This is a genomic window from Corynebacterium sp. c3Ub_189 (assembly GCF_039907195.1).
In the GTDB taxonomy this organism is placed as follows: domain Bacteria; phylum Actinomycetota; class Actinomycetes; order Mycobacteriales; family Mycobacteriaceae; genus Corynebacterium.
The window spans coordinates 216,072-236,528 of sequence record NZ_JASBOF010000001.1 but is presented as its reverse complement, the minus strand read 5'-3'; the positions used below and the strand labels follow the sequence as shown (position 1 = coordinate 236,528).

Genomic DNA, 20,457 nt, shown 5'->3' with positions numbered 1-20,457 from the left:
GTGAAAAAGTTCCAGTTCTCTCACTCACAATTTTCGGCGCAAGGGCGAAAGACTACAGGCCTACGGCCGCTAGATTCAGTGCGCGCTCTAGCGCCCACGCGCACTCCACTTAGCCATGCCAGCATACCGTTTATGCCGAGCTTTCTATAATTGCGCACCGCCGGTTAAAAAATTACTAGACTGAATAAAGTTAAGTACTTTTTGCCTAGACGTAAGCGAGGCTTTCCTGTGTCGAAAGATAAGTTGTCCCCAGAACTCCAAACTATGGTCGAGCGCCGTCATCCGGAGGATTGGTCGGAGTTTGACACCCGCGCCGTCGACACCGTGCGAGTACTAGCCGCAGATGCTGTACAAAAATGCGGTTCCGGCCACCCCGGCACCGCTATGTCCCTCGCGCCCCTCGCCTACACCTTGTACCAGCGTGTCATTAACCATGATCCCGCCGATGTACACTGGGCCGGCCGCGACCGCTTCGTTCTGTCAGTTGGCCACTCTTCCCTCACCCAGTACATCCAGCTTTACCTGGGCGGCTTTGGCTTGGAAATGGACGATCTCAAGCAGCTGCGCACGTGGGGATCGCGCACGCCTGGCCACCCTGAGGTGCACCACACCGATGGCGTGGAAATCACCACCGGACCGCTTGGCCAAGGCCTTGCTTCCTCCGTGGGCATGGCAATGGCGGCACGGAAGGAGCGCGGCCTTTTCGATCCTAAGGCACCGGCCGGCGAGTCTCCCTTCGACCACTACGTCTACACCATTGCTTCCGATGGTGACCTACAGGAGGGCGTTACCGCCGAGGCCTCTTCCCTGGCGGGTACGCAAAAGCTCGGCAACTTGATTGTCTTCTGGGACGATAACCGCATCTCTATTGAGGACGATACGAATATTGCTTTCAACGAAGACGTGGTAGCCCGCTACGAGGCCTACGGCTGGCACGTCCAAACGGTCGAATCCGGAGAAGACGTCGTAGCCATTGAGGAGGCTGTCAAGGCCGCTCAGGCAGAGACCGAGCGCCCTTCCTTCATCCGCGTGAAGACCGTCATCGGCTACCCGGCCCCGAATAAGATGAATACCGGCGGCGTTCATGGCGCTGCACTGGGCGATGACGAGGTAGCTGCCACCAAGGAGGTCTTGGGCTTCGACCCCGAGCGCAGCTTCCACATCGACGACGAGGTCATCGAACATACCCGCAAGCTGCGCGAGCGCGGCGCCGAGAAGCACGCCGCGTGGCAGAAGAAGTTCAACGAATGGGCTGCAGCCAATCCGGAGAACAAGGCACTCTTTGACCGCATGCAGGCGCGCGAATTGCCGCAAGGTTTCGACGCTGAATTGCCGGTGTGGGAACCGGGTGAATCTTTGGCCACCCGCAAGGCTTCTGAAGCCACCATCCAAGCATTGGCCGCTTCCCTTCCTGAGATGTGGGGTGGCTCTGCTGACCTTGCCGGCTCCAATAACACCGTGATTAAGGGCGCGGACTCCTTCGGCCCCGCAGCCATTACCACCGATATGTGGTCGGCTCAGCCATATGGCCGCAACCTCCACTTCGGCATTCGCGAGCACGCGATGTCTGCGATCATGAACGGTATTGCTCTGCATGGCAATACCCGCGTTTACGGAGGCACCTTCCTTATCTTCTCCGAGTACCAGTACCCCGCTGTGCGCCTGGGCTCGTTGATGTCTACCGATACCTACTATGTCTGGACCCACGACTCCATTGGCTTGGGCGAGGATGGCCCAACCCACCAGCCGGTAGAGACCCTTTCTGCCCTTCGCGCTATCCCGAACCTGTCCGTTATTCGCCCGGCCGATGCCAACGAAACCGCTCAGGCCTGGGCTGCAGCTCTCGAGTACAAGGCTGCGCCTAAGGGCCTGGCACTGAGCCGCCAAGGACTGCCGGTACTGGAAGGTACCAAGGAAAAGGCTCATGATGGCGTGCGCCGCGGCGCTTATGTTCTGGTGGAAGAGTCCAAGGAAACACCAGACGTGATCCTCCTCGCTACCGGCTCTGAGGTGCAGCTTGCTGTCGCCGCCGCTAAGGAACTGGAGGCCGCCGGAACAGCCACCCGCGTTGTCTCCGCACCGTGCCTTGAGTGGTTTGATGAGCAGGATGACGCATACCGCGAGTCCGTGCTTCCTAGCGAAGTGCAGGCCCGCGTTTCCATCGAAGCCGGCATCGCTATGCCGTGGCACAAGTACACCGGTTCTTTCGGCCGGACCATTTCCATCGAGCACTACGGCGCCTCTGCTCCTGCGGGCGAACTCTTTGAGAAATTTGGCTTCACCACTGCAGCGGTTGTTGAAGCGGCAAAGGAATCGCTCGCTGCCGCGAAGAAGTAAACCTCCAGGACTGGAAAAGGAGTAATCATGAACCACATTTCCGAACTTGCCCAGCTGGGAACCTCAACCTGGCTCGATGATCTTTCTCGCGAGCGCCTAGTTTCGGGCAATCTCAAGGAGATAATTTCCGCTAAGTCCATCGTGGGAGTTACCACCAACCCGGCGATCTTCGCCGCGGCGATGACCAACGGCACCGCCTACGACGCCGAGCTTTCCACGTTGAAGGAGACCAAGGCCACCGCCGATGAAGCGGTGTACGCATTGGCCATCGAGGACGTCAAGAATGCCTGCGACCTCTTTGCGGATATCTACTCCTCTACTAACGGTGCAGATGGCCGCGTGTCCATCGAGGTCGACCCACGCATTTCTGATGACGCGACTGCCACCCTTGAACAGGCGCGTGAGCTGTGGTCAAAGGTCGATCGTCCCAACGTAATGATTAAGATTCCGGCCACGACCGGCTCCCTCCCGGCCATCGAAGATGCCTTGGCAGAGGGAATCAGCGTCAACGTCACCCTTATTTTCTCCGTGGATCGCTACCGCGATGTCATTGAGGCTTTCCGGACCGGACTCAAGCGTGCCGCCGAAGCCGGCAAGGACGTCTCTACCATTCACTCCGTGGCTTCCTTCTTTGTTTCCCGTTTGGATACCGAAGTAGATAAGCGCTTGGAAGCCATTGGCAGCGAGATTGCTCTGGCACTGCGGGGTAAGGCGGGCGTCGCCAATGCACAGCGCGCCTATGCCCTCTTCCAGGACGCCTTGCTTGACGACGCCGACTTGCCCGAAGGCGCCCACCTCCAGCGTCCACTGTGGGCTTCTACCGGCGTGAAGAATCCGGAGTACCCAGCCACCTTGTACGTATCGGAGCTGGCTGGACCGCATACGGTCAACACCATGCCAGAAAAGACCATCGATGCGGTTCTTTCCGAGGGCAACCTTCACGGCGACGCCCTGTCTGATAGCCGCGAGGCTGCAGAGGACGTCTTTGCCCAGCTAGAAGAGGTCGGCATTGATTTCGATGATGTCTTTGCAGTGCTGGAGCGCGAGGGCGTAGATAAGTTTGTCGCTGCGTGGGAGGAACTGCTTGCTTCCATTCAGGAGCGACTCGCGTAAACTAGCCGTGTGACTTGTGCCCCGCCGAGAATTCGGCGGGGCATTCTGCCGCTAAAATATTAGCGAGCTTAAAGCCCATAAACTCAGGAAGGATTCTTCGTGACCGACTCAGCCGCTTGGGTCAACCCCTTGCGCAATGCCAGCGACAAGCGATTGCCGCGAATCGCAGGACCCGCGGGCATGGTCATCTTCGGCGTTACCGGTGACCTAGCATATAAAAAGCTACTGCCCGCCATCTACGACCTAGCGAGCCGTGGTCTCCTCCCCGCTGGCTTTACCCTTGTGGGTTATGGTCGCCGTGACTGGGACAAGGTCGCATTCTGTGACTACGTTCGCTCAGCCGTCATCGCTGGCTCACGTACCGAGTTCAATGAAGATGTCTGGCAGCATTTATCCCAGGGAATCGAATTTGTGCAAGGTTCCTTCGATGATGCTGGATTCGATCGCCTTTCGGCGCGTTTGGGCGAGCTTGATCGCGAGCGCGGCACCGGAAGCAACTGGGCATACTACCTTTCGGTTCCCCCGGAGTTCTTCTCCAATATCTGCCACCAGCTGGAGCGGGTGGGTATGGCCAACTCCGTCGAGGACTCGTGGCGCCGAGTAATCATTGAGAAGCCTTTTGGCCACGATCAAGAGTCTGCCCGCAAGCTCAATGAGATTGTCAACGCCGTCTTCCCCGAGTCCGCGGTCTTCCGCATTGACCATTATTTGGGCAAGGAGACGGTGCAAAACATCATGGCTTTGCGCTTTGCCAATCAAATTTTTGAGCCCATGTGGAACGCCCACTACATCGATCACGTCCAAATCACCATGGCCGAAGATATTGGCCTGGGCGGCCGCGCTGGCTACTATGACGGCATCGGTGCGGCTCGCGACGTCATCCAGAACCACCTGCTGCAGCTTTTGGCTCTGGTTGCGATGGAAGAACCCTCCTCCTTCGAGCCTGAGGCCCTGCAGGCAGAAAAAGTCAAGGTGCTGCGCGCTACCCACGCCGTGCACCCACTCAATAAAACAACTGCTCGCGGCCAGTACTCCGCCGGCTGGCAAGGCTCCGAGTTTGTCAAGGGCTTGCGCGAAGAAGAAGGCTTCGATCCGGAGTCCACGACGGAGACCTATTCAGCCTGTACCTTGGAAGTAAACTCCCGCCGCTGGGGAGGAGTGCCTTTCTACCTGCGCACGGGCAAGCGCTTGGGCCGGCGCGTGACCGAGATTGCGCTGGTATTCAAGGCAGCGCCAAATCAACCATTCGTTGACGGCCAGACCGATGCGCTGGGACGAAACGCAGTGGTGATCCGCGTACAGCCGGATGAAGGTGTCACCATGCGCTTTGGCTCCAAGGTGCCCGGTTCCACCATGGAGGTCCGAGACGTCAATATGGACTTTGCTTATGCTGAGGCCTTTACCGAGGAATCTCCGGAAGCATACGAGCGCTTGATTTTGGATGCCCTCCTCGATGAGTCCTCGCTCTTCCCCACCAACGAAGAGGTGGAACTTTCCTGGTCGATTTTGGATCCCATCATCGATTACTGGGCCGAAGCTGGTCAGCCGGAGGAATACCGCGCTGGCACATGGGGCCCGGAATCCGCCGATAGAATGTTGCGCCGCCGGGGCCACTCCTGGCGCCGCCCATAGGAGGGACGCAGACAATGATTATTCCATTGCCCAACACCACTACGCGTGAAATCTCCAAGAAGCTAGTAGAGGCCCAAGAGCATTACACCCTTACTACCGGCCGAGTACTTACCCTAATCGTGGCTGCCCGCGAGGACGATGATCTGGAAAACATCCTGGCCTCCGTGCGCGATGCCTCCCACGAGCACCCGTCGCGCGTTCTGGTCGTCGTGACGGGCGACCCGCAGGCAGATACCCACCTGGACGCGCAGCTTCGCGTGGGTGGTGAAGCGGGTGCTTCTGAGATGGTCATCATGAAGTTGCACGGCGCCTTGGCAAACCAGGACGAGGCAATCGTTACTCCACTGCTGCTTCCCGATACCCCCTTGGTCGCCTGGTGGCCTACCTTGTGCCCGCCTGATCCAGCTTCCAGCTCGGTGGGTAAACTGGCTCAACGCCGCATCACCAACGTTGCCTATGACGGACGCGTCACTGGCGAAGATCTGCGCACCTTATCCGCCGGTTACACGCCGGGCGATTCCGATATGTCCTGGGCCGCCATCACTTTGTGGCGCGGGGTCGTAGCCTCCGCATTGGACCGCCATCCTCACGAGCCCGTGCAGTCCGTCGAGGTGGCGGGCCCTGCGGGCCACCCAGCGCCAGACTTCGCGGCCGGATGGCTCCTCGATCGTTTGGCAGTCCCCGTCCACCGCACTGTGACCGATTCTCAGGAGCTGCACTTCCCAGTGACCCACTTGCGGTTTAATCGGGAAACGAGCCACGTCGACGTTGATGTCGTCGACGAGCGCACGGTGCGTGTGTGCGTTCCAGGTTCCCCGGATTCCTTGGTGAGCCTTAGCAAGCGCTCCCAAGCTGAGGTTCTCTCTGAAGAATTGCGCCATCTGGATGCCGATAAGACTTATGCGCAAGCGCTCCGTGCGCTCGCCCAAGTAGACTACAGTAAGCAGTAAAACGGCTTAACTCTGATTCTTTGCAAAGGATAGCGATACCTCATGGTAACTCTTCACCGCGTAAGCGATGTGGATGACCTTATCTCCCAGGCCGCGCTGAAATTCGTGGATACCGTAGCGCGCATCCAAGCCGCCGGTGGCGGGCTCCACCACGATGGGGTCGCGCGAGTTGTCCTAACCGGCGGTGGCGCTGGAATTGGCGTTCTTCACGAGCTAGCTCGTTTGGATTTCGCGGCACAGCAACAAGGCGAGAATTTTCCCGCCCAACGCATCGATTGGTCGCGCGTTCACGTCTTCTTCGGCGATGAACGTAATGTACCCGTCTCTGATGCAGATTCTAATGAGGGTCAAGCACGCAGTGCCCTGCTCAACCACGTAGATATTCCAAACCAGAATATCCACGGTTTTGATCTGGGCGCGGTGTCTATGGAAGCCGCGGCGAGTGCGTATGAGCCAGAGCTGAAGGAATTTGCCCCGAACGGCTTCGACCTCCATCTGCTGGGCATGGGCGAAGAGGGCCATATCAATTCCTTGTTCCCCCATTCTGAGGCGGTTCGGGAACAAGAAGAGCTAGCTGTTCCCGTTCACGACTCTCCCAAGCCGCCGAGCGAGCGCATCACCCTTACTCTTCCCGCAGTCAACAAGTCTGATCGTATTTGGCTTCTTGTAGCAGGCGAGGCCAAGGCGGAAGCTGCCAAGCACGTCGTTGAAGGCGCTGAGCCTGAAGAATGGCCAGCTGCAGGCGTGCACGGTAAGGAAGAAACCATCCTCTTCCTTGCCGATGACGCCGCATCCGAGCTCTAGGCACGTCAGCCTAGCGTGCAGCCGAGCTGAACTTTTGGCTCGGCGCCAAGAAAAAGCGCCGGTACCGCTTCCCCACCTACAGTTCCCACAGGAAACCAGGAGGTTGGAAGCCGGTACCGGCGCTTTCGCTATTCCAGCTGGTGGCTTAAGCGAATGCCTGGATGAGGTTGAGGCCTACGATGCACGCAAGCCAGATAATTACCATGACCACGGTATAACGGTCCAGGTTCTTTTCCACGACGGTCGAGCCGGACAGGTTCGACTGCACGCCACCGCCAAAGAGGCTGGACAGGCCACCACCTTTGCCCTTGTGCAGCAGCACGAAGATGGACATCAAAATAGCTGCGATGACCAAGATGATTTCCAGTGCCAAGACCATGAGGATAATCCTTATTTCTAACGTGCGCCCTGCGGTTGACTCTCGCCACCCGCTAGCGCGGAATCGTACTTTTAGGCTTCGCGTACAGCGAAGCAATCACACCGGCCCACTGTACACGATGGCGCGGGCTGGAACCATTCCAACCCGCGCCTTAGCGCGAACCTGTGACGGGTGATAACTCCTGTTAGCTCAGGGCATTAGCTGCGTTGGCGGCCAACTTGGCAAACTCCTCGCCGACCAAGGAAGCGCCACCGATAAGGCCGCCGTCGACGTCAGGCTTGCTGACGATCTCTGCAACGGAATCAACCTTGACGGAACCACCGTAGAGAATGCGGATACCTGCAGCAACCTCCTCGCCTGCGAGCTCCGTTACGAGCTCACGGATGGCGGCGCAGACTTCCTGGGCATCGTCTGCGGAGGCAACCTTGCCGGTGCCAATCGCCCAAACTGGCTCGTAGGCGATGACAGTCTTGGCAAGCTGGTCTGCGCTCAGGCCGGCCAAAGAATTGCGGGTCTGGTTAACCACGTAGTCCACATGGGTACCGGCCTCGCGTACAGCCAACGGCTCGCCTACGCACACGATGGGGCTGATGCCATTGTCCAATGCTGCAGCTGCCTTCTCTGCAACGAGCTTATCGGTCTCGCCGTGGTACTGACGGCGCTCCGAGTGGCCCACAACCACCCAGCTGCAGCCGAGCTTGGCCAACATCTTGCCAGATACTTCACCAGTGAATGCGCCGGACTCGTGCTTAGAAATGTCCTGCGCACCGTAGGTGACCTGCAGCTTGTCGCCCTCTACCAGCGTTTGGATAGTGCGGATATCAGTAAACGGGACCATGTAGGCCACGTCGACCTTCTCGTAGTAGTCCTTTGGCAGGGAAAAGGCGAACTTCTGAACGGAGCCGATGGCCTCGACGTGGTCGAGGTTCATCTTCCAGTTACCTGCGATAAGTGGGGTGCGTGCCATGAATTTTTCCTCTCTTTCTGGCAAATTAAGAAGGCAGTTTTAGGCTTCCAGGACAGATACGCCCGGAAGCTCCTTGCCCTCGAGGTACTCGAGGGAGGCGCCGCCGCCGGTGGAGATATGGCTGAAGCCATCCTCGTCCAAGCCAAGCATGCGCACGGAGGCAGCGGAGTCGCCGCCACCAACGACGGAGAAGGAACCGTTCTTTGCGGTGGCGTCGATAATAGCCTGCGCTACACCAGCAGTGCCCTTGGAGAAAGCTTCCATTTCGAATACGCCCATCGGGCCGTTCCAGAAGACGGTCTTGGAGGAAGCAAGCACCTCTGCAAACTTTTCCACAGACTTTGGTCCAATATCCAGGGACATCCAGCCTTCAGGGATGCTATCGAGCTCGACCACCTGGGTCTCTGCATCCGCTGCGAACTTGCTTGCAGCAGCGAGGTCAACCGGAAGCACCAGCTTGTCGCCAAAGCGCTCGAGCAGGTCCTTGCAGTTTTCGATCTGATCTTCTTGCAGCAGGGACTCTTGAACGTTGTAGCCTTTGGCAGCCAGCAGGGTGTAGCACATGCCGCCACCAATGATGACCTTGTCTGCCTTGTCGGCCAGTGCTTCAATCACGCCGAGCTTATCCGAAACCTTGGCGCCGCCGAGGACAACCACGTACGGGTGCTCCGGCTCCTTGGCTACGGTGGACAGAACCGACAGTTCCTTTTCTACGAGCTTGCCTGCGTAAGCCGGCAGGCGCTTAGCGACGTCATACACAGATGCCTGCGCACGGTGGACAACGCCAAAGCCATCAGAAACAAAAGCGCCGTTATCGGCTGCCAGAGCAACGAGCTCGTCAGCGAACTGGCCGCGCTCAGCCTCGTCCTTGGAGGTCTCACGGGGGTCGAAGCGGACGTTTTCGATCAACATCACATCGCCATCGTTGAGGCCGTTGGCACGCTCATGAGCGTCTTCTCCGGTGACGTCGCGGGCTAGGGCAACGTACTGGTCAAGCGCTTCAGACAGCGCTTCCGCTACTGGAGCCAAAGAGAACTTAGGGTTTACCTCACCCTTTGGACGACCCAGGTGTGCGGAAAGAATGACCTTTGCACCACCCTCTACCAGTGCCTTGATGGTCGGAAGAGAAGCGTTGATGCGTCCGGGATCGGTAATGTTTCCCTCTTCATCAAGTGGAACATTGAAGTCAGAGCGGACGAGGACGTGGCGGGATTCGACGCCCTCCTTGAGAAGATCGTCAAGAGTCTGGAAAGCCATTATTTACTCCTTAAACAATTCGGACGGGTTAAAAGGCTATAGATATAAGAATACCGGCCGCGACGCAGCGCCGTTTAGGCTTGCATCGCGGCCGGATCCTCATTGCTAGAGCTCTAGTTTAGAGCTTGTCTGCCACCAGGTTGGTCAGTCGAACGAGCTGGGAGGTGTAGCCCCACTCGTTGTCGTACCAGCCCAGAACCTTGACCAGGTTGCCGTTGGAAACCTTGGTCATGCCGGAGTCGAAGATGCAGCCGTGCGGGGAGGTAACAATGTCGGTGGAAACCAGCGGATCCTCGGTGTATGCGAGGGTGTCCTTGAGCTCGCCCTCAGCAGCTTCCTTCAAGGCAGCGTTGATTTCCTCGGCAGTGACGTCGCGGGAAGCGGTGAAGGTCAGGTCGGTAGCGGAGCCGGTGATAACCGGAACGCGCATTGCGTAACCATCCAGCTTGCCGTCCAGCTCAGGCAGAACCAGGGATACGGCCTTAGCAGCGCCAGTGGAGGTAGGCACCATGTTTACTGCAGCGGCACGGGCGCGGCGCGGGTCCTTGTGCGGAGCGTCCTGGATGCGCTGGTCGCCGGTGTAAGCGTGAACGGTGGTCATCAGGCCCTTTTCAATGCCGAACTTATCATTGAGAACCTTTGCCATCGGTGCCAGGCAGTTAGTGGTGCAGGATGCTGCAGAGATGACGTTGTGGTTTGCCGGATCATAGGTGTCAGAGTTGACGCCGTAGACGAAGGTTGCGTCTACTTCCTTGCCCGGGGCGGAGATGATGACCTTCTTGGCGCCAGCCTCGAGGTGAGCCTTGGCGTCGTTGCCGTTAGTAAAGCGGCCGGTGGACTCGATGACGAGGTCTACGTTGTACTCGCCCCACTTGAGCTGCTTCGGGTCCTTTTCTGCGGTTACCACGATGCGGTGACCATTAACGGTAATGGACTCATCGTCGTGAGTAATTTCGCCATCGAAGCGGCCCAGCACGGAGTCGTACTTCAGCAGGTTAGCCAGCGTGCCGTTGTCGGTCAGGTCGTTTACTGCAACAACTTCGAGGTTGTTGTCACCCTGAGCGACTGCACGGAAAAAGTTACGGCCAATGCGGCCAAAGCCATTGATACCTACGCGGATAGTCACTGTATTTCTCCTCAAAGAGTCGAGTAAATGTGTGTACGGGTATGTGCGCGGGTCCTTCGATGAAGTCTGTGTTTGAGAAGCGCCCGAGCGGTTTCCCTTACATGGCCGATACTACCGAGCGTTTTTTGTCAGCGCAGGCTCCCAACGACCTTAAGAACTAGTAGATGACAGACTTTCCAAAAGCGCGTACACTCTTTCCGATCCTTTTTATTTCCCACATATAAAACCGCTGGATAAGCCCGAACACGTGGGTTTATGTTGGGTTTACCCTGTTACCATGAGATATATCACTACTACACTTTAGGGGTTGCGCCCGCCTCTGTCCGATCGGACATTGAGAAATGCTGCCGCTGACTCCCATCAAGACGACCGTATTGTCTCCGTGACGCCCACCGCACGATATGCTTTCCTTACTCACTGGCTCACAAAGCGTTTAAGGCAAACCCTGCCTGCTCTAGCGCCACCGTTGGTCACCGTGAGAATGCTTCATGTGCCCGTAATTTCCTACGGGCAAGACCACCGTAGAAACCAAGGACTTCTCTTGTTCGAAATAAATACCTCTGCTGTGGGTGACAGCCTCGGGCTTACCGCCCTGGTGGCGATTCTCCCGCTCATTGCATTCTTTATCATGCTGCTAGGCGTAAAGGCACGCGCGCATACTTCTGGTGCCGTTGCCCTGGCAGTATCCCTCATTATTGCCATCGCCGGCTTCTCCATGCCGGTAGATATGGCTTTGTCCTCCGCCGTACGTGGCGGGCTATTCGGGCTCCTACCCATTGTCTGGGTCATCATTACCGCAATCTGGTTCTATGAAATCACCGTAGCCTCCGGGCGCTTCGAGGACCTGCGCAAGACCTTTGACCTTTTGGGTGACGGCGATATTCGCATCCAGGCTATCCTCATCGCCTTCTGTTTTGGCGGTTTGTTGGAAGCCCTCGCCGGTTTTGGTGCCCCCGTAGCCATTACCGCGACCATGATCATGGCCCTCGGCGTGAAGCCACTGCGCGCGGCTACAGTAGTTCTGATTGCTAATACCGCTCCGGTTGCTTTTGGCGCGGTTGGCATCCCGGTAACCACTGCGGGCGAGGTTGCTGGTCGCAGTGCCGAGCAAACCCACGACATTGCAGCACTTATCTCCTTGCAGGTGCTGCTCATCGCCGCCATCGTGCCATTCCTCATCGCCTTCATCTTGGATGGCTTCCGCGGTGTCAAGGAAACTGCCCCGGCCGCTGCCGTGATTGGCATTTCCTTCGCGTTGGCTCAGTGGATGGCTGCGACTTTCTTTGCGTACCAGCTCACCAACGTCATCGCCTGCATCGTCTCTTTGGGCTGCGCTTTCGCCTTCCTCCGAGTATGGAAGCCGAAGGGCGTCAAGGAGTTGCGCGAGCGTCTCGAGCTTCCTGCCGCCGAGTCCACCACCGATCTCAACGGACGCCGTATCTGGATGGCGCTGCTTCCCTACGCCGTAGTGACCGTTGTCTTTGCCGTGGCCACCGCCGCCCCCGCTATTTTCGGATTCCTCAAGCTCCATTTTGCCTGGCCTTTGCTTGATGACGCGATTGTCGACGCCGACGGCAACCTCATGGATACCAGCTTCAGCTTCAATGTCTTTGGCAATCCGGGTACGCTCCTGCTGCTCTCGGGCATTATCGTTGCGGTTGTCTACCACTACTTCAATGAAAATGGCCGCTACAGCCTAAGCTTTGGGCAACCGGTGAGCGCCTTTGGGGACGTCGTCAGCCGCATGAAGTTCTCGGCTCTTACCATCATCTTGGTGCTAGCCTTGGCCTACACGATGAACTACTCCGGCCAGACTATTGCTATTGGTGAGTTCGTCTCTTCTGCCGGCAGCATCTTTGCGCTCTTTGCTCCAGTCCTGGGCTGGATTGGTACCGCGGTTACTGGCTCCGATACGTCTGCTAATGCCCTCTTTGCCAACCTGCAGGTTGCAGCGGCAGAGCGAATCAGCGTGAATCCTGACCTCATGCTCGCGGCCAATACCGCAGGCGGCGTTGTGGGCAAGATGATCTCCCCGCAGTCCCTTGCAATTGCGGCTACCGCCGTCAATATGGAGGGCAAGGAATCAGTCATCCTGAAGAACGTAGTGGGCTACTCCGTGGCCTTCCTGGCCTTTGTATGCGTCATCGTGTTCTTGATGACCAACGTCCTAGGATTCCTCGTGCCCTAGTTCTTTAGCGCTTCTGGCTAGCCGGTTGTGCACCTGCTAGCCGGGAAGGCACTAAAAATCTCCCCGCAGCTGCGCCTACCGCTTCGGTATCCGCACTGCGGGGAGTTTTGTCTTAGTTGATGCTTGCGAGCGTTAGGACTCGTTAAAGAGATCGTCTGTAATCGCTTGGTTGGTATCGGGGATATCGAGCTCTTCGGCTCGTTTATCGGCCATAGACAGCAAGCGGCGAATGCGCCCGGCCACCGCGTCCTTAGTCATGGGTGGCTCGGCCAAGCGTCCCAGCTCTTCTAGAGATGCCTCGCGGTGCTGAACTCGCAAGCGGCCCGCGTCTGCCAAGTGCTCAGGAACATCGTCACCTAAGATCTCCATGGCGCGGTCAACGCGCGCTGCCGCGGTAACCGCAGCGCGAGCAGAGCGCCGAAGGTTGGCGTCATCAAAATTGTCCAAGCGCCGAGACGTATCGTGCGCCTCCCGCTTAACTCGCTTCTTTTCCCAGCTCAATCGAGTCTCCTGAGCACCCATACGCGTAAGAAGCGCCCCGATAGCATCACCATCGCGTACAACGACGCGATCTTCGCCGCGAGTTTCCTTGGTCTTCGCAGAGATACCAAGGCGGCGGGCGCAGCCCACCAGTGCCAATGCAGTCTCTTGGCACGGGCAGGTAACTTCCAGCGCGGAAGAGCGGCCTGGCTCCGTGAGACTGCCATGGGCAAGGAAGGCTCCGCGCCATGCTGCTTCGCTATCGGCCACGGTGCCGGAGATGACCTGCGGCGGCAGACCCACTACTGCATGACCGGAGCGGGTGATAAGGCCCAGCCGACGAGTCAGCTCTTTCGCACCGGTGGAGATACGGACCGTTACGCGAGTCTTCTTGGTGGTTCCTGCCGGGCCAGCAACATGGCTATCGGCAGTGATCCCATAGAGGTCATCAAGAGCGTTCATGAAGCGCCGCGCAATGGCGTGGCTTTCTAGCTCCAGCTCATAGGACATGCTGTCACCGGAAACATCTAGTTCGCCGGCGAATCGCAACATCGCCGCCAGTTCGGCAGCGCGAGCGGACTGGCGTGGCACGACGACAGCCGTCAATTCTTCTTTGACCTGGTCGGTCAATGGTGTGGTCACCTAGTTCGCCCCATTTCTATTCTCACAGTCACAAAGTACGCATACCGGCTAGAGCCATTGCTTCCAGCCCAGTGCGGTGAAAGGATTTCTGACATCATACCGCGCGGGCTCGATCGCCGCGCAGTCGGTCGAGTGCGGCCGCTCGCACGATACCGCGGTGAATTAGCGCCGGTTCTAATCGCGAGTGCTGCGATAGTCCGAATAAAGGTCCAAGAGCGCCGCAGACAGCTTTTCCGGATCGTGCTTATTGATGCTGCGACCATTGGCATCAACTTGGCTCACATCCGCGAAGGTAGCGCGAGCGCCTAGGGACTGCGCGGCGCGCTGAATATAAACGCGCTCACTATCGGTGGGCAAAGCCGCCTCGTCCACCAAAATACGGTCAATCCGCAGATCAGGGGCGTGCTGCGCGAGCACGTGCAAGTGACGCTCTGCGGAGAAGCCATGAGTTTCGCCCGGCTCGGCCGAAAGGTTCAAAACAACGACGCGCAACGCATCGGAAGCAGAAATCGTATCCACTACCTGCGGGACGAGAGTATGCGGCAATACCGAGCTAAACCACGAGCCTGGGCCGATGGTAATGAGATCCGCGCGCTGGATGGCATCGAGGGCATCCGGATTCGCGCTGGGTCGTTCGGGCACGATGCGCACGCGCCGCACCTGGCCCGGTGTGGAAGCGACCGCAACCTGGCCGCGGACCTGGCGCATGACACGGGGGTCGTCGTCAAGCCCGGCAACATCCGCCTCAATCTCTAAGGCTTGATTGACCACTGGGAAAACTCGCCCCTGGGAATTAGTAAGTTCTGCGATGGTATCCAGGGCAGCTTGATAATCGCCGAGTACATCCGTTAATCCCGCAATCATCAGATTGCCTACCGCATGCCCTGCCATAGCGCCATTGCCGCCGAAACGGTGTTGCAAGGTTCGCGCCCACAAGTCCCCCACTGGGTCACTATTGGCCAAGGCAGCCAGCGCCATGCGCAAGTCACCCGGGGGAATGATTTCCAGCTCGCGGCGCAAACGGCCAGAGGAGCCGCCATCATCCGCGACGGTAACGATGGCAGAAATATCGGCCGCCTCGCTAAAGCGTGCGGACAGAAGGGTTTGATAAAGTCCATGGCCGCCGCCGAGGCAGACCATGTGTGAAGGATTGGTCATAAAAGCGTTAAAACTCCTGTGCTCTAGCCTCGTGCGATATCCCTATGCAAGGTGCTGACGTCCAAGGTGTCATTGTCCCGCAGTCGCGCCGCTATAGCCTCTGCGATGGCGACGGAACGGTGGTGGCCGCCCGTGCAACCGACGCCAAGCGTGATGAAGTTCTTGCCCTCATGGCGGTAGCCATCCAGCATGGTAGAAAACATCTGCAAGAAACTATCCACGAACTCCTGCGCCGCTGGCTGCGAGAGCACATAGTGGGCAACCGGGTCATCCGTGCCGCGGTATCCCCGCAGTTCTGGAACCCAATAGGGGTTGGGCAGGAAACGCACGTCTACCACTAAGTCAGCATCGCGGGGCGAGCCATTCTTAAATCCAAAGGACTCAACGGTGACATGTTGCTTTTCATTTTGCATCTCACCAAAGGCCGCCTCAATAGCGCGGCGGAGATCATGAATGGATAGGTTCGTCGTATCGATAATGATATCCGCATGGGAACGCACGTCTGCCACCGCCCGACGCTCGCGTTGGATACCTACTTTGAGCGTGTCCCCCTCCTGCAGCGGGTGGGTGCGACGCACCGAATCAAATCGGCGAATGAGCACATCATCACGAGCATCCAAAAAGAGCACGGTGGGCTTCATATTTAGTTCCGTAAGCTCATCCATAATCTCTAACAGAGACCCTGGAAACATGCGCGAGCGCACATCTGTTACGGCTGCTACCTTGCCCACCGGAGTCCCCTCTTGGTTGCACAGCTTGAGCAGGTCAACAATGGCGCGAGGCGGAATATTGTGGGCCACGTAGTAGCCCTTATCCTCAAACACTTTGGCAGCGGAACTCAACCCGCCGCCGGACATGCCGGTTATCAAAATGGGTGGAGTTTCGAAATGCGTCATGCCCAACAGTCTAGCGCTTTAGGATTCGCCGCTTCTAGGAGAATTCCACTTAGTTGCCCGAAGAATCATGCAAACTCTCGTAGACGGTCTGGGCCAGTTTTGGACCGAAGCCGTTTACCTCGCAGATCTCATCCACAGTGGCGGCCTTGAGCTTCTTCACCGAACCGAAATGCTTAACCAGATCGGTGCGCCGCTGCGGTCCCAATCCCGGCACGGAATCAAGAACTGAGGAACGCATCCGCTTTGAGCGCTGCTGCCGGTGGTAAGTAATGGCGAAGCGGTGGGCTTCATCGCGAATCTGCTGCAAGAGGAATAGCGCTTGCGAGTTTCGCGGCAGAATCACCGGCTCATCATCGCCGGGAACCCAGATTTCCTCGAGACGCTTGGCCAGGCCCACCAGGGTTACATCCACGATTCCTAACTCATCAAATACCTCTTGAGCTGCGGCCACCTGGGGCGCGCCGCCATCCACAATGAAAAGCTGCGGTGGATACGCAAAGCGGCGCCCTGCCTCGGCGGATTCTTCCGCCACCTTCTCCTCTGCAAAGGACGACTCTTCTACTTCCTCATCCGGATGGGCCAGCTTATCTTGTTTGTGGCGCTTAAACCTACGGCGCGTAATCTCTGCGATAGAACCGACGTCATCCGAGCGGCCATCACCAGCCGCCTCCTTGATGCGGTAGCGCCTATAGTCCGACTTCTTGGGCAGGCCATCTTCAAAGACCACCAGGGAAGCAACCACATCTGTGCCTTGAATGTGGGAGATATCAGTACATTCGATGCGCAATGGGGCTTGCTCCATGCCCAGAGCTTCTTGAATATCCTGCAAGGCCGCCGAGCGTGCGGTGAGGTCTCCTACCCGCTTGAGCTTATGCTGGCGCAACTGCTCCTTGGCGTTTTTCTCCACCGTGGCCATAAGCTGCTTTTTATCGCCGCGCTGGGGAACGCGCAGGTCCACCTGGGCACCGCGCAGCTCCTCCAACAACGCGACGACCTGCTCCGGTTCATCCGGCAGGGCCTGAACCAAAATCTGGCGTGGAATAACCTGCACGCGGCGGGATTTCATGTGCGATTCTTGGTCCACCCCGCGCCGCTTCACGTCCGCGGCGAGCGCAGCGTCTTCCTGCGCTTCTTGCTTCTCACGCTCTACTGCATCGGAATAGAACTGGATGAGGAAGTTCTGTACCAACGCTGGCAGCGCGGGATCAGGCTGCCCCTCTTCCAAGGGCTCTGAGCTTGCCTGATCGCCGGCGCGTTCGACTACCCAACCTCGCTGACCACGAATGCGCCCATCGCGGACATGGAAGATCTGCACCGCTGCCTCAAGTTCATCGGAGTTGAAAGCAATGAGATCAGCATCTGTGCCGTCTGTAAAGACCACGGCCTGCTGTTCCATGATCTTGTCAATCGCGCCCAAGTCATCGCGCAGGCGCGCCGCGCGTTCGAACTCTAGGTTCTCGGCGGCCTGCTCCATGTCCTGGGTGAGTTTGCGGCGCACTGAACCGGTGTTGCCATTCATGAAGGACACGAGATCGTTGACCGTCTCGCGGTGGTCTTCCTTGCTTACTCGGCCAATGCAGGGTGCATCGCACTTGCCGATGTATCCCAAAAGGCACGGACGCCCGAGCCGCTCATGCCGGTTATATACACCCTTCGAGCAGGTGCGCATGGGAAAGACGCGGGTAAGCAAGTCCAAGCTTTCGCGCACGGCCCAAGCATGGGAATAGGGGCCGAAATAGCGCACGCCCTTGCGCCGCGGGCCACGGTAGAAAAAGGCGCGAGGGACCGTCTCCCCGACCGAAACCGCGAGCATAGGATAGGTTTTATCATCGCGGTACATGACGTTGAAGTGTGGATCAAAGCGCTTGATCCACGTGTACTCCAACTGCAAGGCTTCCACCTCGCTGGCAACTACCGTCCACTCCACCGAGTTGGCGGTGAGCACCATTTGGCGCGTGCGTGGGTGCAGTTGCGTGATGTCCTGAAAGTAGTTGGACAGCCGAGCGCGCAAGTTCTTGGCTTTGCCCACGTAGATAACGCGGCGGTTTTCATCGCGGAACTTATAGACGCCCGGGTCGGTGGGAATGGTTCCCGGAGCTGGGCGGTAGGTGGTGGGGTCAGCCAATTGTTAATCCTGGGGCATGTACTTGGCTTCCACGTCGCGGAAGCGGCGGACGTTGTCAATGACGGTGTCCTTATCGCCGGACTGCAACGCCCAGACGGGAACGAACTCGAACTCGGGCAGCTCAAGGCGTGCCATACGCTGGCCTACGGGGAAGGAAAGTCCGTAGACCACCTGCCACGGATAAAAGCGGGTGCCCACGATATTGCGGACCTCTACCCCATCCTCATTGGCGCGCAAGCGTGGACGGTTAAGAGCGATCCAGGACAAAACGGAAATGAGAACACCAACGCCAGGGAAGGCGAATTTGTCGATGGTAGTCACGTGCGCACCGGTAAAGGACACATCCAAGGTGATTCCCATGAAGATATGGATGGCCAGAACGAGGATCACCCAGGCGATAGCCACCTTGCGCAAGAAGGGCGAGGTCGCCGTAAATTCCCACGGTTTAGAGGTGGTCTGTGCGAAGGGATCGGCACTGGTATAGGCCAATACTTCGGCGTCGCTAAGCTGGTGGCTGTGCTGCGGATTCTTTGGGGCCTGCGCCTCGTTCATGTGCATACTCCTTTGGGGCGCGCCCCGCCGGCCACCTTAGTGGTCAAGCATCGGGCGCTGACGCATTGCTAGAGGTTACTTCTGTGCTGCGTTTAGTGTACGCAACTGCAGCGCGGTATCTAAAGCCGCAATCATGGCTTCGGCGCCCTTGTTTTCTACCGAATCTGCAAAACCGGCGCGGTCGATAGCTTGCTGCTGGTCGTTAACGGTCAGGACGCCGTTAGCTACCGGGGTGGATTCATCGAGGGAGATGCGGGTCAGCGCCTGGGTGACGGAATCGCATACGTAGTCAAAGTGCGGGGTGCCGCCACGGATAACACAGCCTAGCGCCACCACGGCATCGTAGGCGCGGGCTGCTGCTTGGACGACAACGCCAAGTTCCAGGGCACCTACCACTCGGTATTCGGCAACCTCGGCACCATTATCGGTAGCGGTCTGCACTGCCTGGGCATGAAGCTGGTCGCAAATTTCTGCGTTCCACGTAGCAGTAACCACGGCAACGCGCAGTCCACTGCCATCTACCTGGGCAATATCAGGTAGTCCTTCTTTACTCATCGCTATCCTTTCGATTGGACGTCAAAGTTCTACTTATGTTCGGCGTCCCACTGGGCGACCTGCGGAAGGTCGTGGCCCATGCGGTCGCGTTTAGTACGCAAGTAGTCAATATTATCCGCGTGGGCAGGGGCTGCCAGCGGCGTGTGGTGGCTGGCGTCCACGCCAAAGCCACTCAGCCCCTCGCCCTTATGCGGATTATTGGTTAAGAGGTTTGCGGATTCTATGCCGAGATCGCGAAGGATCTGCCCGGCCACGGAATACTCGCGGGCGTCCTCGGGCAGTCCCTGCTCCAGGTTGGCATCGACGGTATCCATGCCCGAATCCTGCAGGCGGTAGGCCTCCAACTTGTGCAGAAGTCCGATGCCACGGCCCTCTTGACCGCGCAGGTAGATGACCACGCCGCGGCCTTCTTGGCTGATAAGGCGCATGGACTCATGCAGTTGGGGCCCGCAATCGCAGCGCCGTGAGCCAAAGGCATCACCGGTTAGGCATTCGGAATGGACGCGCACCATGACGTCGCGCGCGCCGCGCAGTTGGGCGGGATCCCCTGCGACCAACGCAACGTGTTCCTGCCCGTCTACCTCATGGTGGTAACCGATGGCGGTGAAGTGGCCGTATTCGGTGGGGAGCTCAGTGGCAACCTGGCGGGTGACCTGCGTTTCATTATGGCGGCGCCACTCGATGAGCTGCGCGATAGAGATCATGGAGAGTCCATGCGTATCGGCAAAGCGACGCAACTCTGGTGAGCGCGCCATGTCCGTGGGGTCATCTTCGGAGACGATCTCGCACAGCACACCGGCCGGGCGCAGGCCCGCTAAGCGGGCCAGATCAATGGAGGCCTCAGTATGTCCGTCCCGCTCCAGAACGCCGCCTGGGCGGGCACACAGCGGCACCACGTGGCCTGGCCGGGTGAATTCGCCCGGCGTGGTGTTGGGGTCTGCCAGACGCCGGATGGTTTCTGCGCGCGAGGTCGCAGAAATACCGGTACTACCCGTCGCTGCATCCACGGTCACCGTGTAGGCGGTGCCGCGAACATCCTGGTTGACCGCCAGCATCGGCGGTAGGTTCAGCCGGTTGCAATCTTCTGGCAGCAAGGGTGCACAGATATATCCAGAGGAATAGCGCACCATGAAGGCCACAAGTTCCGGGGTGGCTAGCTCTGCGGGGAAAATCAGATCGCCTTCGTTTTCGCGATCCTCATCGTCGATGACAACAACCGGCTTACCAGCGGCGATATCCGCGATGGCCTGGTCGATGGAATCTAGACGGATGGAATTCTCACTCGCGCTCATAAGG

17 protein-coding genes are annotated in these 20,457 nt (G+C 58.3%); 6 read left to right on the top strand and 11 right to left on the bottom strand.

The features are described 5' to 3' along the window. Positions 1–264: 264 nt before the first annotated feature. The 5 genes from tkt (at position 265) to pgl (ending at position 6,836) form a co-directional block, all read left to right on the top strand. On the top strand, positions 265–2,337 hold the full coding sequence (gene tkt / locus QKD99_RS01135; RefSeq protein ID WP_284843952.1) for a transketolase: 2,073 nt from the start codon (positions 265–267) through the stop codon (positions 2,335–2,337). A gap of 27 nt (positions 2,338–2,364) precedes the next feature. Beyond that, the gene (gene tal, locus QKD99_RS01130) at positions 2,365–3,450 is read left to right on the top strand and encodes a transaldolase (RefSeq protein WP_284843930.1); all 1,086 of its coding nucleotides are present in this window, start codon (positions 2,365–2,367) and stop codon (positions 3,448–3,450) included. A 99-nt stretch (positions 3,451–3,549) separates the two neighbouring features. After that, positions 3,550–5,082 (top strand): glucose-6-phosphate dehydrogenase, encoded by a 1,533-nt coding sequence (zwf, locus tag QKD99_RS01125; protein ID WP_347950486.1) that lies wholly within the window; start codon positions 3,550–3,552, stop codon positions 5,080–5,082. Between the two features lie 14 nt (positions 5,083–5,096). Next, positions 5,097–6,032, top strand: a complete 936-nt coding sequence (locus QKD99_RS01120; protein WP_347950485.1) for a glucose-6-phosphate dehydrogenase assembly protein OpcA — start codon at positions 5,097–5,099, stop codon at positions 6,030–6,032. Between the two features lie 42 nt (positions 6,033–6,074). Continuing rightward, a complete protein-coding gene (gene pgl / locus QKD99_RS01115; RefSeq protein ID WP_239277698.1) occupies positions 6,075–6,836 on the top strand; it encodes a 6-phosphogluconolactonase in 762 nt (253 codons plus the stop codon). Between the two features lie 145 nt (positions 6,837–6,981). Here the strand turns inward: pgl and secG are convergent, their stop codons facing one another. The 4 genes from secG to gap form a co-directional block, all read right to left on the bottom strand. After that, on the bottom strand, positions 6,982–7,215 hold the full coding sequence (gene secG, locus QKD99_RS01110; RefSeq protein WP_005324856.1) for a preprotein translocase subunit SecG: 234 nt from the start codon (positions 7,213–7,215) through the stop codon (positions 6,982–6,984). Between the two features lie 184 nt (positions 7,216–7,399). Further along, positions 7,400–8,182 (bottom strand): triose-phosphate isomerase, encoded by a 783-nt coding sequence (gene tpiA, locus QKD99_RS01105; RefSeq protein WP_225746913.1) that lies wholly within the window; start codon positions 8,180–8,182, stop codon positions 7,400–7,402. A 39-nt stretch (positions 8,183–8,221) separates the two neighbouring features. Next, complete coding sequence (locus QKD99_RS01100; RefSeq protein WP_347950484.1) at positions 8,222–9,439, bottom strand: phosphoglycerate kinase; 1,218 nt, start codon at positions 9,437–9,439, stop codon at positions 8,222–8,224. 118 nt (positions 9,440–9,557) lie between these two features. After that, complete coding sequence (gene gap, locus QKD99_RS01095) at positions 9,558–10,565, bottom strand: type I glyceraldehyde-3-phosphate dehydrogenase (RefSeq protein WP_239277695.1); 1,008 nt, start codon at positions 10,563–10,565, stop codon at positions 9,558–9,560. A 481-nt stretch (positions 10,566–11,046) separates the two neighbouring features. On the opposite strand from gap, the gene QKD99_RS01090 reads away from it, so the two are divergent. Continuing rightward, positions 11,047–12,753, top strand: a complete 1,707-nt coding sequence (locus QKD99_RS01090) for an L-lactate permease (RefSeq protein WP_284766589.1) — start codon at positions 11,047–11,049, stop codon at positions 12,751–12,753. A gap of 132 nt (positions 12,754–12,885) precedes the next feature. On the opposite strand, the gene whiA is transcribed toward QKD99_RS01090, so the two are convergent. The 7 genes from whiA to QKD99_RS01055 form a co-directional block, all read right to left on the bottom strand. Beyond that, positions 12,886–13,875: a DNA-binding protein WhiA gene (gene whiA, locus QKD99_RS01085; RefSeq protein ID WP_347950483.1), complete on the bottom strand. Its 990-nt coding sequence runs from the start codon at positions 13,873–13,875 to the stop codon at positions 12,886–12,888. A gap of 174 nt (positions 13,876–14,049) precedes the next feature. Continuing rightward, the gene (gene yvcK, locus QKD99_RS01080; protein WP_284766518.1) at positions 14,050–15,033 is read right to left on the bottom strand and encodes a uridine diphosphate-N-acetylglucosamine-binding protein YvcK; all 984 of its coding nucleotides are present in this window, start codon (positions 15,031–15,033) and stop codon (positions 14,050–14,052) included. Positions 15,034–15,056: 23 nt separating this feature from the next. Next, positions 15,057–15,938, bottom strand: coding sequence for an RNase adapter RapZ (gene rapZ / locus QKD99_RS01075; RefSeq protein WP_347950504.1), 882 nt, complete (start codon positions 15,936–15,938; stop codon positions 15,057–15,059). A gap of 40 nt (positions 15,939–15,978) precedes the next feature. Further along, positions 15,979–18,054, bottom strand: coding sequence for an excinuclease ABC subunit UvrC (gene uvrC / locus QKD99_RS01070; RefSeq protein WP_347950482.1), 2,076 nt, complete (start codon positions 18,052–18,054; stop codon positions 15,979–15,981). A gap of 3 nt (positions 18,055–18,057) precedes the next feature. Further along, complete coding sequence (locus tag QKD99_RS01065) at positions 18,058–18,606, bottom strand: PH domain-containing protein (protein ID WP_284769214.1); 549 nt, start codon at positions 18,604–18,606, stop codon at positions 18,058–18,060. Positions 18,607–18,681: 75 nt separating this feature from the next. Beyond that, positions 18,682–19,161, bottom strand: a complete 480-nt coding sequence (ribH, locus tag QKD99_RS01060; protein WP_239277687.1) for a 6,7-dimethyl-8-ribityllumazine synthase — start codon at positions 19,159–19,161, stop codon at positions 18,682–18,684. A 29-nt stretch (positions 19,162–19,190) separates the two neighbouring features. Then, the gene (locus QKD99_RS01055; protein WP_347950481.1) at positions 19,191–20,453 is read right to left on the bottom strand and encodes a bifunctional 3,4-dihydroxy-2-butanone-4-phosphate synthase/GTP cyclohydrolase II; all 1,263 of its coding nucleotides are present in this window, start codon (positions 20,451–20,453) and stop codon (positions 19,191–19,193) included. Positions 20,454–20,457: the final 4 nt, after the last annotated feature.

Coding starts and splice junctions, on each gene's coding strand:
- QKD99_RS01065 (WP_284769214.1), bottom strand. CDS start 18,606: ATGAACGAGGCGCAGGCCCCAAAGAATCCGCAGCACAGCCACCAGCTT.
- tpiA (WP_225746913.1), bottom strand. CDS start 8,182: ATGGCACGCACCCCACTTATCGCAGGTAACTGGAAGATGAACCTCGAC.
- QKD99_RS01090 (WP_284766589.1), top strand. CDS start 11,047: ATGCTTCATGTGCCCGTAATTTCCTACGGGCAAGACCACCGTAGAAAC.
- QKD99_RS01100 (WP_347950484.1), bottom strand. CDS start 9,439: ATGGCTTTCCAGACTCTTGACGATCTTCTCAAGGAGGGCGTCGAATCC.
- QKD99_RS01120 (WP_347950485.1), top strand. CDS start 5,097: ATGATTATTCCATTGCCCAACACCACTACGCGTGAAATCTCCAAGAAG.
- tkt (WP_284843952.1), top strand. CDS start 265: ATGGTCGAGCGCCGTCATCCGGAGGATTGGTCGGAGTTTGACACCCGC.
- secG (WP_005324856.1), bottom strand. CDS start 7,215: ATGGTCTTGGCACTGGAAATCATCTTGGTCATCGCAGCTATTTTGATG.
- tal (WP_284843930.1), top strand. CDS start 2,365: ATGAACCACATTTCCGAACTTGCCCAGCTGGGAACCTCAACCTGGCTC.
- QKD99_RS01055 (WP_347950481.1), bottom strand. CDS start 20,453: ATGAGCGCGAGTGAGAATTCCATCCGTCTAGATTCCATCGACCAGGCC.
- yvcK (WP_284766518.1), bottom strand. CDS start 15,033: ATGACCAATCCTTCACACATGGTCTGCCTCGGCGGCGGCCATGGACTT.
- ribH (WP_239277687.1), bottom strand. CDS start 19,161: ATGAGTAAAGAAGGACTACCTGATATTGCCCAGGTAGATGGCAGTGGA.
- pgl (WP_239277698.1), top strand. CDS start 6,075: ATGGTAACTCTTCACCGCGTAAGCGATGTGGATGACCTTATCTCCCAG.